Annotated in this window: 13 protein-coding genes; 6 read left to right on the top strand and 7 right to left on the bottom strand. The window is 72.9% G+C overall.

Annotation, left to right across the window (positions count from 1 at the left end; all coding sequences use genetic code 11):
- Nucleotides 1-195: 195 nt before the first annotated feature.
- Entirely contained in the window at nucleotides 196-2,613 is a 2,418-nt protein-coding gene (locus tag SHK17_RS06860) for a LuxR C-terminal-related transcriptional regulator (RefSeq protein ID WP_172270867.1), read from the top strand.
- Nucleotides 2,614-2,665: 52 nt separating this feature from the next.
- On the top strand, nucleotides 2,666-3,127 hold the full coding sequence (locus SHK17_RS06855) for a VOC family protein (protein WP_172270866.1): 462 nt from the start codon (nucleotides 2,666-2,668) through the stop codon (nucleotides 3,125-3,127).
- Between the two features lie 54 nt (nucleotides 3,128-3,181).
- Here the strand turns inward: SHK17_RS06855 and SHK17_RS06850 are convergent, their stop codons facing one another.
- Entirely contained in the window at nucleotides 3,182-4,978 is a 1,797-nt protein-coding gene (locus SHK17_RS06850) for a 3-hydroxyacyl-CoA dehydrogenase family protein (RefSeq protein WP_172270865.1), read from the bottom strand.
- Nucleotides 4,979-5,099: 121 nt separating this feature from the next.
- On the opposite strand from SHK17_RS06850, the gene nucS reads away from it, so the two are divergent.
- Both nucS and SHK17_RS06840 read left to right on the top strand, forming a co-directional pair.
- Nucleotides 5,100-5,786, top strand: coding sequence for an endonuclease NucS (nucS, locus tag SHK17_RS06845; RefSeq protein WP_172270864.1), 687 nt, complete (start codon nucleotides 5,100-5,102; stop codon nucleotides 5,784-5,786).
- Between the two features lie 74 nt (nucleotides 5,787-5,860).
- Nucleotides 5,861-6,304, top strand: coding sequence for a DUF952 domain-containing protein (locus SHK17_RS06840; RefSeq protein WP_322424562.1), 444 nt, complete (start codon nucleotides 5,861-5,863; stop codon nucleotides 6,302-6,304).
- Between the two features lie 7 nt (nucleotides 6,305-6,311).
- Here the strand turns inward: SHK17_RS06840 and SHK17_RS06835 are convergent, their stop codons facing one another.
- From SHK17_RS06835 to SHK17_RS06820, 4 genes are read right to left on the bottom strand one after another with little or no spacing between them, the layout of a single operon-like run.
- Nucleotides 6,312-6,518: a hypothetical protein gene (locus SHK17_RS06835; protein ID WP_172265516.1), complete on the bottom strand. Its 207-nt coding sequence runs from the start codon at nucleotides 6,516-6,518 to the stop codon at nucleotides 6,312-6,314.
- 46 nt (nucleotides 6,519-6,564) lie between these two features.
- Nucleotides 6,565-7,179: a histidine phosphatase family protein gene (locus tag SHK17_RS06830; protein WP_322921538.1), complete on the bottom strand. Its 615-nt coding sequence runs from the start codon at nucleotides 7,177-7,179 to the stop codon at nucleotides 6,565-6,567.
- Nucleotides 7,172-8,101: an FAD-dependent oxidoreductase gene (locus SHK17_RS06825; RefSeq protein WP_322921537.1), complete on the bottom strand. Its 930-nt coding sequence runs from the start codon at nucleotides 8,099-8,101 to the stop codon at nucleotides 7,172-7,174. The genes SHK17_RS06830 and SHK17_RS06825 overlap by 8 nt, the downstream gene beginning before the upstream one ends.
- Before the next feature lie 37 nt (nucleotides 8,102-8,138).
- Complete coding sequence (locus SHK17_RS06820; protein WP_322921536.1) at nucleotides 8,139-10,187, bottom strand: protein meaA; 2,049 nt, start codon at nucleotides 10,185-10,187, stop codon at nucleotides 8,139-8,141.
- Between the two features lie 88 nt (nucleotides 10,188-10,275).
- Between SHK17_RS06820 and SHK17_RS06815 the strand changes: the two genes are divergently transcribed.
- Nucleotides 10,276-11,055 carry a malectin gene (locus tag SHK17_RS06815; RefSeq protein WP_322921535.1) on the top strand — a complete coding sequence of 260 codons (780 nt, stop codon included), beginning with the start codon at nucleotides 10,276-10,278 and terminating at the stop codon, nucleotides 11,053-11,055.
- A 36-nt stretch (nucleotides 11,056-11,091) separates the two neighbouring features.
- Here the strand turns inward: SHK17_RS06815 and SHK17_RS06810 are convergent, their stop codons facing one another.
- Entirely contained in the window at nucleotides 11,092-11,400 is a 309-nt protein-coding gene (locus SHK17_RS06810; RefSeq protein ID WP_172270853.1) for an STAS domain-containing protein, read from the bottom strand.
- Nucleotides 11,401-11,530: 130 nt separating this feature from the next.
- Here SHK17_RS06810 and SHK17_RS06805 point away from each other — a divergent pair, with 130 nt between their 5' ends.
- Nucleotides 11,531-12,103, top strand: coding sequence for a cob(I)yrinic acid a,c-diamide adenosyltransferase (locus tag SHK17_RS06805; protein ID WP_322921534.1), 573 nt, complete (start codon nucleotides 11,531-11,533; stop codon nucleotides 12,101-12,103).
- Between the two features lie 18 nt (nucleotides 12,104-12,121).
- Here the strand turns inward: SHK17_RS06805 and SHK17_RS06800 are convergent, their stop codons facing one another.
- Nucleotides 12,122-13,288, bottom strand: a complete 1,167-nt coding sequence (locus SHK17_RS06800; RefSeq protein WP_322921533.1) for an MFS transporter — start codon at nucleotides 13,286-13,288, stop codon at nucleotides 12,122-12,124.
- Between the last annotated feature and the right edge of the window lie 22 nt (nucleotides 13,289-13,310).

Raw genomic sequence — 13,310 nt, 5'->3', positions numbered from 1 at the left:
CCGGACCTGGAGGAGCAGGCCGCCCGTCGACCCCCGACGACGTACGGCCTGCTCCGACAGGCGGCCGGTGGGCTGCGGGGCCATCCCCTCGTGCGGTCCCGACGCCCTCGGCGTACGAGAAGACTCCCGCGATCGCGTGCGCGGCGGCATCCGTAGTCCTACGTAACTGTCCTGCGGGAGCGATACATTCAGCGCGTGCTGTCCCCCTGTCTCGGTCGTGACGACGTCCGTCGAGCGCTGGGCGAGGCGCTGCTCGAGTCGCGGTGGGTGACCGTGGTGGGCCCGCCGGGCAGCGGCAAGACCCTTGTGGTGCGCCACGTGGCCGCCGACTCGACCACGTCCTGGGTCGACGCCCGCGCCCTGCGCAGCATCGACGAGGTGCTCGTCGCCGCGCTCGCGAGCCTCGACGCCGAGACGGCGCCGGGCGACTCCCTCGCCGGTGCGCTCGGGCGGGCCGTGGACGGCCGCGAGTGCCTGCTCGTCCTCGACGGCCTCGACCTCGACGCGACGGGCGCCGGGCCGGTGCTGCAGTCGGTGCTGGAGAGCACCAGCGACGCCCGCGTGGTGATCACCGCCCGCACCACGGCCGACGAGCCCTACGAGTCCGTCATCCGCGTCGGCCCGCTGCCGGTGCCCCACCAGCGCGGTCCGCTCGAGGGACCGGCCGTCGAGCTCTTCCTGCGCCGCATCCGCTCGGCCGGCGGGCAGCAGGTCGACCTCGCGGCACAGGCGCACGAGGTACGCCGCCTCCTGACCGCCACCGGCGGGCTGCCCCTCCTCATCGAGCAGGTGGCCGTGCAGTCGGCCCTGGTCGGGTTGAGCAACGCCATGTCGACCGTCAGCCTCGACCAGGCCGTCGACTCCGCGCACGCCCTGCTCGACGACGCGAGCGCCACGGCGCTGCGGCGCGTCGGGGTGCTCGACTTCCCCGTCGGCCTCGAGGTGCTCGCCCGCGTGCTCGACCTCCCGGTCCCCGAGGCGGCCGAGCTGGCCGGCGGCCTGGTCCGGCGCAGCCTCCTCGAGGTCGACCAGGGCGGTCGCTTCGACATGCTCTCCCCCATCCGCGGGCGGGCCCGCGCGCTGGCCGGCACCGACGACGTGGCGGCCGTCGAGGCCGGGCTCCTGGCGTGGGCGCAGGACCACGCCCCCGAGCACGACAACTACGGCGCGGCCGACGCCGCGTGGCTGGGCGACCTCCCCGCGATGCGGCACGCGGTGCTCACCGCGTGCGCCCGGCCCGAGACGCGCGCCGACGGCTACTCGGTGGCCAACCGGATCTTCTCCTCCCTCTACACCTCCATGCGCACCCGCGAGGCGCTCGAGATCCTCGAGGGCGCACTGGCCAGCGGCGACGGACCCTCGGCGATCGGCGCGCAGGTCGCCCGTAGGGCCGGCATCGCCGCGTCCGAGGTGCGCGGCACCTACGAGGGGCTGTGGCTCCTGGACCGGGCGGACCAGCACTCCTCCGCGGCCCCGCGGCCGGAGGAGCAGCTCGCCAAGACCGCGTCGATCCGCGCCGAGATGCACCTCGACGCCGGCGAGATGGTCAGCGCCGAGGCCGAGGCCCGGCGTGCGATCAGCCTCGACCCCGAGGGATCCATCAGCCGGCAGGCCACCCGCACCCTGGCCGACGTCTACGCCTCGCAGGGTCGCTTCGCCGAGGCGACCCAGGCCGCGAGCGACGCCATGCCGGCGCGCACCAGCCGCGACGAGCGCTGGATCGACCTGTCCGCACGCACCATCCTGGCCCGCATCGCGCTCGAGCAGGGGCGCATCGCGGAGGCGGTCGCCGGCGCGCGCGCCGTCGTGCTGGAGTCCCGCGAGCTCGCGGAGGACCGGGTCGGGCTGCTGGCCGAGACGCTCCTGCGCGGCATCGACCCCTCGTGGCAGCCCTCCGAGGTGGTCCGCGAGACCCTCCCGTGGGCGGTCCGGCTCCCGGTGCTCGCCCAGGACGGCCGCGACCTCCTCGTCCGCGGTGACGCGCGGCAGGCCGCCGGGCTGGCCGCCGACGTGGTCGCGCTCGCCGACTCCGCGCGCCTGGGCCGCGACGGCGTCGACGCCCGGCTGCTGCTGGGGCGCGCGCTGGTCGCGCTGGGCGACCTCGACCAGGCGACCACGACCTACCTCACCGCCCTCGAGAGCTGCCGCTCCATGGGGCTGCCGCTGCGGGCCGCCGACGTGCTCGACGGGCTGGCCGGCGTGGCCCGCGCCCGCGACCTGCCCGAGGCCCGCGCCCTCGCGGCCGCCGCCTTCGCGCTCCGGACCCCGCGGATGGCGGTGCGCTGGGGCTACTCCGCCGACTACGACGTGGTGCCCGCGAGCCGAGCGCCCTCGGAGTGGCTCGCCGGCGACGACCTCGCCGCCGACGTCACGCCGCTGGTCACCGCGGTGTTCAACCGCCCGACCTCGGCTCCCCCGTCGGCGCTCGACGCGCTGACCCCCGCCGAGCGGCAGGTGGCCGACCGCGTCGCTCACGGGCTGACCAGCCGCCAGATCGCCGAGGAGCTCTTCGTCTCGCCGCGCACCGTCGACGCCCACCTCACCCACATCTACCGCAAGCTCGACATCAACACCCGCGCCCGGCTGGCCGCGCTGGTGGTGCACGGCGGCTGAGGCCCGTCGCTGACGGCTGACAGTGTCGGTGGGGAGGAGCAGGATGCCTCCCATGAGCCGAACCATCCAGGTGACCTTCGACGCCCACGACCCCGAGGCGCTGTCCCGCTTCTGGGCCGACGCGATGGGCTACTCCATCCCGCCGCCGCCCGGGCGCGAGCTCGAGGAGGGGCAGGACCCCTTCGAGGCGTGGCACGACTTCCTCCGTGGCAACGGAGTGCCGGAGTCGGAGTGGAACGCCGCCTCCGCCGCCGAGGACCCCGAGGGCGACGGCCCGCGGCTGTTCTTCCAGCGCGTGCCCGAGGGCAAGACGGCCAAGAACCGGGTCCACCTCGACGTCCGCGCCGCCCCCGGCCTGCAGGGCGAGGAGCGGATGGCGGCCCTCGAGGGCGAGTGCGAGCGGCTCGTGGCGCTCGGCGCCGCCCGGGTCGAGCGGCACGAGCCGGCCCCACCCATGTCGGCCGGCCACATCGTCATGACCGATCCCGAGGGCAATGAGTTCTGCCTCGACTGACGCGGCCCGCTCCGTACGGCACCCGGCCGCGCCGGTCGGCCCGCTCCGGTCGGGTCAGCGGGCGCCGCTGTAGTCGCGGAAGCCCCGCCCGGTCTTGCGCCCGAGGTAGCCGGCGGTCACCAGGTGCTCCAGCAGCGGGGCCGGCGAGAAGCCGGGCTCGCGGAACTCGAGGTAGAGCTCGCGCTGGATCGCCAGCGACACGTCGTTGCCGACGACGTCGAGCAGCTCGAACGGGCCCATCGGGAGGGCGCATCCCTGCTTCATCGCGGTGTCGATGTCGTCGGCGGTGGCGTAGTGCGCCTCGAGCATCTTGACCGCGTCGTTGAGGTAGGGGAACAGCAGCGCGTTGACGATGAACCCGGCCCGGTCGCCGCACCGCACCGCCACCTTGCCGACCTTCTCGCACAGCGCGAGCACCGTCTCGGTGACGGCCTCGTCGGTCGCGACGGTCGAGACGACCTCGACCAGCTTCATGATCGTTGCGGGATTGAAGAAGTGCATGCCGATGACCTGCTGGGGACGCTTGGTCACCCGGGCCATCGAGATGATCGGCAGCGACGAGGTGGTGGTCGCCAGGATGGCGCCGGGCTTGCAGATCTCGTCGAGGTTCTCGAACAGGGTCGTCTTCACGGCGAGGTCCTCGGCGATCGCCTCGACGACCAGGTCGACGTCGCGCAGGTCGTCGAGCGACGTCGTGCCGCGGACCCGGCCGAGCACCTCCGCCTTCTCCTCCTCGGTGGCGCGCCCGCGCTGGATCTGCTTGTCGAAGCTCCTGGTGATCGCGGCGACGACGCCGTCCACCTTGTCCTGACCGCGGCCGGTGAACACGACGTCGTGGCCGGCCTTCGCGAAGACCTCCACGATGCCCGAGGCCATGGTGCCGGTGCCGACGACACCGACGAGCCGGATGTCGTGGTGCAGCCGCGGCTTGTCGTCCTCGCTCGGGGTGTGCGCGTCCGCCACCACGACGGGGCTGTCGGGAGCCTCGTAGGTGTAGAACCCACGGCCCGACTTGCGGCCCAGCAGGCCGGCGGTGACGTACTGCTTGAGGAGCGGAGCCGGCGCGTGCAGCCGGTCGCGTCCCTGCTTGTACATCGTGTCGAGGATCTCGTAGGCGGTGTCGAGGCCGATGAGGTCCAGCAGCGCCAGCGGGCCCATGGGGTAGCCGCAGCCGAAGCGCATGGCGGCGTCGATGTCCTCGCGCGAGGCGTACTTGCCCTCGTACATCGCGACGGCGTGGTTGAGGTAGCCGAAGAGCAGGGTGTTGGCGATGAACCCCGCCTTGTCGCCGCAGACCACCGGGTTCTTCCCGAGGTCGCGCAGCAGGTCCACCACGTCGGCGAGGACCTGCGGCTCGGTGACGACCGTCCGGATGACCTCGACGAGGTTCTGCACGGGCGCGGGGTTGAAGAAGTGCACGCCGACGACCCGACCGGGCCGGGAGTTGGCCGTCGAGATCTCGGTGACGCTGAGCGAGGAGGTGTTGGTGGCGAGCACGGCCTCCGGGTCGACGATCGAGTCCAGCGTCCGGAAGATCGCCTTCTTGACCTCGAGCGACTCCACGACCGCCTCGACGACCAGGTCGGCGACGGCCAGGTCCTTCATCTCGGTGGTGAGCGTGATGCGCCCGAGGATCTCGTCCTGCTGCTCCTCGGTCATCTTGCCGCGCTTCACCGCGCGCCCGGTGGAGTGCTCGAGGTGCTGCCGGCCGCGCTCGACGGCCGCGTCGGTGACCTCGACGCCGATGACGCGGTGGCCGTTGCGGGCGAACACCTCGGCGATGCCCGCACCCATGGTGCCCAGGCCGATCACTCCGACGGTGGTGAACTCGCGAGCAGGCACGTCAGTCATGGCACGCATGCTCCCACGCGCTTGCCGGCTGGCGGGTGTGGGAACCGTCACGCCGCGGGCGCCGGGTGCCGGACGGGAGCGCTGCGTGGCGCGACGCGCGATCCCTGTAGATTCGCCCGTCGTGAGGATCGTCGTCGCGCGCTGCCAGGTGGACTACGCAGGTCGGCTGACCGCCCACCTCCCGCTCGCCACCCGGGTGCTGATGCTGAAGTCGGACGGCTCGGTGCTCATCCACTCCGACGGCGGGTCCTACAAGCCGCTCAACTGGATGTCGCCGCCCTGCACGGTCCGCGAGGGCGTCGCCGAGGACGGCCGCGCCGAGTGGCTGGTCTCGGCGACGAAGTCCGACGACACCTTGCGCATCCTCATCGACGAGGTGCTGCACGACACCTCGCACGACCTCGGCGTCGACCCCGGCCTGCAGAAGGACGGCGTGGAGAAGCACCTCCAGGAGCTGCTCGCCGAGCACCCCGCGACGCTGGCCGACGGCCTCACGCTCGTCCGCCGCGAGTACATGACCGCGATCGGTCCGGTCGACCTCATGTGCCGTGACGCCGAGGGCCTCTCGGTCGCGGTGGAGATCAAGAGGCGCGGGGAGATCGACGGCGTGGAGCAGCTCACCCGCTACCTCGACCTGCTCAACCGCGACCCGGCGCTGACTCGCAAGGGCTCGGTCCGCGGCATCTTCGCCGCCCAGGAGATCAAGCCCCAGGCGCGCGTGCTGGCCACCGACCGCGGCATCGCGTGCGCCCTGGTGGACTACGACGCGCTGCGCGGCATGGACGACGCGGAGCACCGGCTCTTCTGACGCGAGGCATCAGCGCGGAACATTCGGGTCACTCGGTGACGCGGATCTTCCGCGCTCCTCGCTACCCTCCCACGGTGACCGCGTCCGTGCCCGAGCGCATCTTCCACATCGCGACCGAGGCCGACTGGCGGCGGACGCTGGCGACCGGGACCTACACCACCTCGACGGTCGGGCGGAGCCTCGAGGAGGAGGGGTTCATCCACGCCAGCCGGCGCGACCAGGTGCAGGGCGTCTTCGACCGCTACTACCGCGGCCTCGGCGAGCGACTCGTCCTGCTGACCATCGACCCCGCACGGCTCACCGACGCCGACGTGCTGGTGGAGGCGGTCGGGGACGACACGTACCCGCACGTCCACGGGCCGATCAACCGCTCCGCCGTGGTCGAGGTCGTGCCGCTCGACCGCAGGGGCGGCACGGAGACGCTGATGTCGCTGTGGATCAAGGGCATGGCCGTACGGATGGGGATCGCGCTGGCCGTGATGCTCGCGGTCCTCGTCGTCGCGCTCGCGCTGACGTGACGGGGGCTCAGGCGGCCTTGTCGCCCTTTCCGGACTTCTTCACGTCGACCTTGACCAGCCGGCGCTTCTTGACCGTGTAGCCGGGGGGCAGGGTGCCCTCCTTGAGCATCCGGAGCGGACACCGGTTGCACTTCTTGGAGGACACGCAGCACTTCTTCTTGGGCAGCTTGGCGACCTTGGCCTTGCCGGCCTTCTTCGCGCTCTTGGACCCCACGCCGGAGACCCTACCCGAGACTTAGGGAAGGCTTACCTCGCGGTGCTCAGGCGAGCGGCCGGTCGGCCCATGACCGCACGAGCCAGCCGTCGGCATCGGCGTCCAGCGCCACCACGTCGCAGCTGTCGAGCGGGAGGCCGCGCGCATGCCCAGGCGTCAGGTTGCGCGCCAGCGCGGGCAGCGCGAGGCGCATGACCCCACCGTGGCTGACCACCAGCACCGCCTCGCCGCGGTGCTCGTCCGCGATCTCCAGGAGCACGGCCTCGTAGCGAGCGACCACCTCGTGGCCGCTCTCCGCGCCCGGGATCCGCGCGGTGAGGTCGCCGTCCAGCCACGCCGCGAACGTGTCCGCGAACGGGTCCGGGTCGCCGGTCGTGCCGGCGGCATGGCCCACGCCCAGCTCGCGGAGCCCCTCGCGCACGACGACGTCGACGCCCAGGACGGCAGCGGCGATCTCGGCGGTCTGGACGGCGCGCGACATCGGGCTGCTCCACACGCGGGCGATGCGCTCGGCGACCAGCCGCTCGCCGAGGGCCCGGGACTGGTCCCGCCCGGCCGGGCTGAGCCAGCCGCCGGAGTCGCTGACCAGCTCGCTCTCGCCGGTCGTGCCGGCGCCGTGCCGGGCGACGTGCACACGAGCGGCGCACTGCAGGTCAGCCACCGGCGAGCTCCACGACGTCCCCGGCGCAGCCCCACGACAGCGTCACGCCGGCTCCGCCGTGCCCGTAGCAGTGGATCACGTCGCCCACCCGCTCGAGCCTGACCTCGGGGCGCGACGGTCGCAGGCCGACCTTGTGCCGACGCACCCGAGCCCCTTCGAGGACGGGCACCAGGGCCGTCGCGCGGTGCAGCACCGCCTCCGCGACGGCGGGGTCGGGCGTACGGCTCCACTCGCCCTCCACGTCGGTGCCGCCGACCACGATCTCGTCGGTGCGCGGGACGACGTAGGTCAGGCCGCCGCTGTCGAGCGTCCAGCGGTCGAGGCCGACCTGCTCGAGCACGACCACCTGGCCGCGCACCGGAGTCACGGTCGGGTCGGCACCGAAGTGGCGGGCGCCCAGCCCGGTCGCGTTGACGACGAGGCTGCCGTCGTCGGGGAGCGCGGACAGGTTCATCCGGGTCAGCGTGCCGCCGAGCTCCTCCACCCGCGCGACCAGCCAGCGCAGGTAGCGCGGCATGTCGACGACGGGGCTCACGAACGTCCAGCCGTCGGCGTACCCCGGCGGCAGCGACGTCTCGCGGTCCAGCGACGGCACCGCCGCGCGCCACCACGGGTCGGGCTGCGGCGTCTTCAGCACCTCGGTGCCCGTCAGCATCCGGACGCCCGTGGCCTCGTCGGCCGCGAGCGTCGCGAAGACGTCGTACGTCGTCGCGGACCAGGCCGTCACGCGGTCCTGGGGCAGCGCGCGGTAGGGGTACCAGAGGGCGGCCGCCACCGCCGACGTCGTCTCGAGCGGCAGGTCGCGGGCGACCACGTCCACGCGGTGTCCCGCCTCCAGCAGTCGGACCGCGCACGACAGGCCGACCACACCGGCCCCGACCACGATCACGCGCCGCGCAGAGGGAGCCGGAGGGGTAGCCATGCCGGTGAGTCTGCCAGCCGTCGGGGGCCGGGAAGGGTCAGTCCAGCCCGTTGGCCCGGCGGATCACGTCGACGAAGCCGCCCATGATCTCGGTGAGCCCGAAGTCCTTGGGCGTGTAGACCGCGGCGACCCCGCACTCCACCAGTGCCGTGGCGTCCGAGGCCGGGATGATGCCGCCCACGACCACCGGGAGGTCGCCGAGGCCCGCGGCGGCGAGGCCGTCGAGCACGTCGGGCACCAGCTCCATGTGCGACCCCGACAGGATCGAGAGGCCGACCACGTGCACGTCCTCGGCCACGGCGGCGGCCACGATCTGCTCCGGCGTGAGGCGGATGCCCTGGTAGATCACCTCGAAGCCGGCGTCCCGGGCGCGTACGGCGACCTGCTCGGCGCCGTTGGAGTGCCCGTCGAGGCCCGGCTTGCCGACGAGCACGCGCAGCCGGCCGCCCAGCTCCTCGCCGGTGGCCCGGACCCGCTCCCGGACGGCGGCGAGCTCCGTCCCGGCCGCGCCCGAGCCACCGCCCATGCCGACGGCGCCGGAGACGCCGGTCGGGGCGCGGAACTCGCCGAACACCTCGCGCAGGGCGCCGGCCCACTCCCCCGTGGTCGCTCCGGCGCGGGCGGCGACCAGCGTCGGCCCCATGAGGTTGGCGTCGGTCCTCGCGGCCTCGGCGAGGGCGGTGAGCGCGGCGGCGACCTCGGCGTCGTCGCGCTGCGCCCGCCACGCCTCGAGGCTCGCGAGCGCGGCGCGCTCGGCCTCGGGGTCGGCGGCCTGGATCGCGGCGTCGAGGTCCGCGGTCAGGGGCGAGGGCTCGGTCGTCTGGAACCGGTTGACGCCCACGACGACCTCCTCGCCCGACTCGATGCGCGCCCGGCGGGCGGCGTGCGCGGAGACGAGGTTCTGCTTCATGTAGCCGGACTCCACCGCGGCGATCGCGCCGCCCATCTCCTGCACCCGCTCGATCTCGGCCCGTGCACCCTCGACGAGCTCGGCGACCTTGGCCTCGATGACGTGGCTGCCGGCGAAGATGTCGTCGTGCTCGAGCAGGTCGGACTCGAACGCCAGCACCTGCTGGAAGCGCAGCGACCACTGCTGGTCCCACGGCCGCGGCAGGCCCAGCGCCTCGTTCCAGGCGGGCAGCTGGACCGCACGGGCACGCGCGTCCTTGGACAGCGTGACGCCGAGCATCTCCAGCACGATGCGCTGCACGTTGTTCTCCGGCTGGGCCTCGGTCAGGCCGAGCGAGTTCACCTGCACGCCGTAGCGGAAGCGACGCATCTTGGGGTCGGTGACGCCGTAGCGCTCGCGGGTGACCTCGTCCCACAGCTGGACGAAGGCCCGCATCTTGCAGGTCTCCTCGACGAAGCGCACGCCGGCGTTGACGAAGAACGAGATGCGTCCGACGACCTTCTCGAAGTCGTCGGGAGAGACCTGTCCCGAGCCCCGCACCTGGTCGAGCACCGCGATCGCCGTGCACATGGCGTAGGCCAGCTCCTGCACGGGCGTCGCGCCGGCCTCCTGCAGGTGGTAGCTGCAGATGTTGATCGGGTTCCACTTCGGGATCTCGTGCACCGTGTAGGCGATCAGGTCGCCGATCAGGCGCAGCGACTGCTCCGGGCCGAAGACGTACGTGCCGCGGGAGAGGTACTCCTTGATGATGTCGTTCTGCGTGGTGCCGGCCAGCAGGTGGGCGACCTCGTCGGGCGAGAGGTCGGGGTTCTGCTCCTCGGCCACGACCTGGTACATCGCCAGCAACCACATGGCCGTGGCGTTGATCGTCATCGAGGTGTTCATCTCGGTGAGCGGGATGTCGGCGAAGAGCTTGCGCATCTCGCCGAGGTGGGGCACCGGTACGCCGACCTTGCCGACCTCGCCGCGGCTGAGCGGGCTGTCGGGGTCGTAGCCGGTCTGCGTCGGCAGGTCGAACGCCACGCTGAGGCCGGTCTGGCCCTTGGCCAGGTTGGTGCGGTAGAGCGCGTTGGACGCCTCGGCCGTCGAGTGGCCCGCATAGGTGCGCATCACCCAGGGCCGGTCCTTGACCCGCCGCTGCGTCTGGTCCTCGGGCCGGTCCTCGGTCTCGGTCATGGCGACACAGTAGGACCGTTGTTACCGCCCAGTCACCGGTCGCGGGTGTGAGACGGGCCTCACGTCCGGACGCTCCAACATCGCCCCCGTGGCGTCGGCGGACACCACCGCCCCCGCCACGGCGCCCACGGGCGTCTCGGCGTCGGTCTCGGGCAACGACGTTCAGGTCTCCTGGAACGCCGTCGCGGCCGCCGACCTCGGGGGCTACGTGGTCGAGCGGCAGGCCGCCGGGGCGACCACCTGGACCAGGGTCAACCAGACCCCCGTCGCCGGGCTGTCGCTGGTCGACACGACCGCACCGGGTGGCACCCAGGTGACCTACCGGGTGCTCGCGGTGGACACGTCGCAGAACGCGTCGGCTCCCTCGGCCACGGCGAGCGTCACCACGCCGCCGCGGCCGCAGGCGGCGATCCGGATCAACGCCGGCGGACCGGCGGTCACCACCGGTGGCGTCGCGTGGGGCGCCCAGCAGTACGGCACCGGCGGCAAGACGTTCACCAACGCCGTGGCGATCGCCGGGACCACCGACGACGTGCTCTACCAGTCGGAGTACTCCACCGAGACCGGGTCGATCGACTACGACATCCCGGTGCAGAACGGCTCCTACACGGTCCGCCTGCACTTCGCCGAGGTCTACTTCGGCGCCCCGGGCGGCGGCCCGGGCGGGACCGGCCGGCGTACGTTCGACGTCGCGGTGGAGGGACAGCTGCGGCTGGACAACTACGACATCGCCGCCGACGTCGGGTCCGCGACCGCGGCGGTGAAGACCTACACGGTCCAGGTCACCGACGGCAAGGTCGACGTCGACCTCGACTCCGTGGTCAACCAGGCCAAGATCTCCGCGATCGAGGTGGTGCCGGCCGGCTGAGCGGGACGGCCGGGAGGGCGGAGCCGCGATCGCCGATCAGGCGGTCGCGGCGACGCGCTCCACCTCGATGGCGTGCGCCAGCCGGGTCAGGTGCGCCATCCGGCGCACCGCCGGCCCGGGGTTGCGGACGGTGAGGTGGTGGCCGGAGAGCCAGGCGTGCCGGGTGGCGACGGCCAGCAGGCGGAGGGCGGTGGCGTCGATGGCGGACACCGCCGTCATGTCGATCACCACGTCGTCGTCGAGCACGTCGATGCGCTCGTAGATCGCGTTGCGGACCTCCCACGTGCTCCGCACGTCGAAGTCGCCCTGCAGCACGAGCGTGTGGCCATCCGAGATGATGTCCATCGGGCGCCCCTCCCCGACGTCCCCCGACGCCGCTCACGTGACTGCTGTCACTCCTAGGACGCTGTTGTACCCCGTTCGGCTGCCCGCACGCACCACCTTTGCGGCGAGTCCCGGCCAGTAGGGTCGGCACATGGTCAACCTGACGCGCATCTACACCCGTACCGGTGATGCCGGACGCACCCGGCTCGGCGACATGAGCGAGACCTCGAAGACCGACCCACGGCTCGAGGTGTACGCCTGCGTCGACGAGGGCAACGCCCACATCGGGGTCGCCCTGGCGCACGGCGGGCTCGAGGACGACGTGGTCACGGTGCTCACCCGCGTGCAGAACGACCTCTTCGACGTGGGTGCCGACTTCTGCACCCCGGTGGTCCCGAACCCCGAGCACCCGCCGTTGCGCATCGAGCAGGACTACGTCGACCGGCTCGAGGGGTGGTGCGACCACTACAACGAGGAGCTGCCGGCGCTGCGCTCGTTCATCCTCAACGGCGGCAGTGTCGCCGCGGCCCACCTGCACGTCGCGCGCACCGTCGTACGCCGTGCGGAGCGGGCCGGCTGGGCGGCCTGGGCCGAGCACGAGGACACGATGAACGTCCTCGCGATCACCTACCTCAACCGGCTCTCGGACCTGCTCTTCATCCTGGCCCGCCACGCCAACCGCGACACCGGCGACGTGCTGTGGGTGCCGGGCGGGGAGCGCTGAGCGGTCCCCCGACCCGGCTCAGACGCGCTCGGACCGCTCGGGGCGCCGCTCGCGCGCCGAGGGCACGACCAGGGCCGCCGGCATGAGCAGGACGGCGACCACGAGCAGCGCCTTGAGGGTGCCGACCTCGTCCCCGACGAACCCGAGGAACGGCGGGCCGGCGAGGAAGGCGGCGTAGCCGATGGTGGAGACGACGCTGACCCGCGCGGCGGCGCGGACCGGGTCGTCGGCGGCGGCGCTCATGCCGACCGGGAAGCCGAGCGAGGCACCGACGCCCCACAGGACGATGCCGGTCACGACGAGGACGGGCTGGTCGGCAAAGACGATGAGCAGCACTCCCCCGCCGGCGAGCGCCATGGTGCCCCACAGCACCGCGACCCGCCCGAAGCGGTCGATCAGGCCGGTGCCCGCGAACCGACCAGCGGTCATGGCGAGGACGAAGACGGCGAACCCGGCCACGCCCACGGCGTGCGAGACGTCGTGGCCGTCCACGAGCGCGACGGCGAGCCAGTCGTTGGCGGTCCCCTCGGTCATCGCCAGGGCCAGCACCATCACGCCGATCAGCAGCGTGCGCGGCTCCAGCCAGGCGCGGGCCGCCGACGTCCGCTCCTCCTCGTGCGCGGTTTCCACCGGCAGGAACGCCGGCGACGAGCGCCACACGAGCGCGATGGCGACGAGCACCACGCCGAGCAGGTGCACCACCGCCGGGACGTCCAGCTCGATGAGCAGCGCACCGAGGAGCGCGCCGACCACGGTGCCCCCGCTGAAGCCGGCGTGGAAGCGCGGCATGATCGTGCGGCCCAGCCCGCGCTCCACCTCGGCGCCCTCGACGTTCATCGCGACGTCCCACACGCCGATGCCGAGGCCGTAGACGAACAGCCCGACCACCGTCACCAGGAGCACGTGCCCCAGGCCGAGGGCCGCCATGGCCATGCCGAGCGTGGCGGCGACCGCCCCGACCCGGACGATCCGCTCCGTGCCCCACGCGTTGATGGCCGCGCCGGTGGTCGGCAGGGCCAGGACCGACCCGACCGCGATCGCGAGGAGCAGGAGGCCGAGCTGGCCGTTGGTGAGGTCGAAGCTCGACCGCACCTCGGGGATCCGCGAGACCCAGCTGGAGAAGACCAGGCCGTTGAGGAAGAACGTCATCCCCACGGCGTTGCGGGCGGCGGTCAGGGTGGGCACGGCACTCCTCGAGCGGGTGGGT

Origin of the sequence: Nocardioides renjunii (genome assembly GCF_034661175.1) — a bacterium.
Classification (GTDB): domain Bacteria; phylum Actinomycetota; class Actinomycetes; order Propionibacteriales; family Nocardioidaceae; genus Nocardioides; species Nocardioides renjunii.
This window is presented reverse-complemented; position numbering and strand designations above follow the sequence as displayed.

Excerpts from the sequence above, each read along its gene's own strand:
- SHK17_RS06855 (WP_172270866.1), top strand. The coding sequence starts at position 2,666 with ATGAGCCGAACCATCCAGGTGACCTTCGACGCCCACGACCCCGAGGCG.
- SHK17_RS06850 (WP_172270865.1), bottom strand. The coding sequence starts at position 4,978 with ATGACTGACGTGCCTGCTCGCGAGTTCACCACCGTCGGAGTGATCGGC.
- SHK17_RS06825 (WP_322921537.1), bottom strand. The coding sequence starts at position 8,101 with ATGGCTACCCCTCCGGCTCCCTCTGCGCGGCGCGTGATCGTGGTCGGG.
- SHK17_RS06820 (WP_322921536.1), bottom strand. The coding sequence starts at position 10,187 with ATGACCGAGACCGAGGACCGGCCCGAGGACCAGACGCAGCGGCGGGTC.
- SHK17_RS06810 (WP_172270853.1), bottom strand. The coding sequence starts at position 11,400 with ATGGACATCATCTCGGATGGCCACACGCTCGTGCTGCAGGGCGACTTC.
- SHK17_RS06805 (WP_322921534.1), top strand. The coding sequence starts at position 11,531 with ATGGTCAACCTGACGCGCATCTACACCCGTACCGGTGATGCCGGACGC.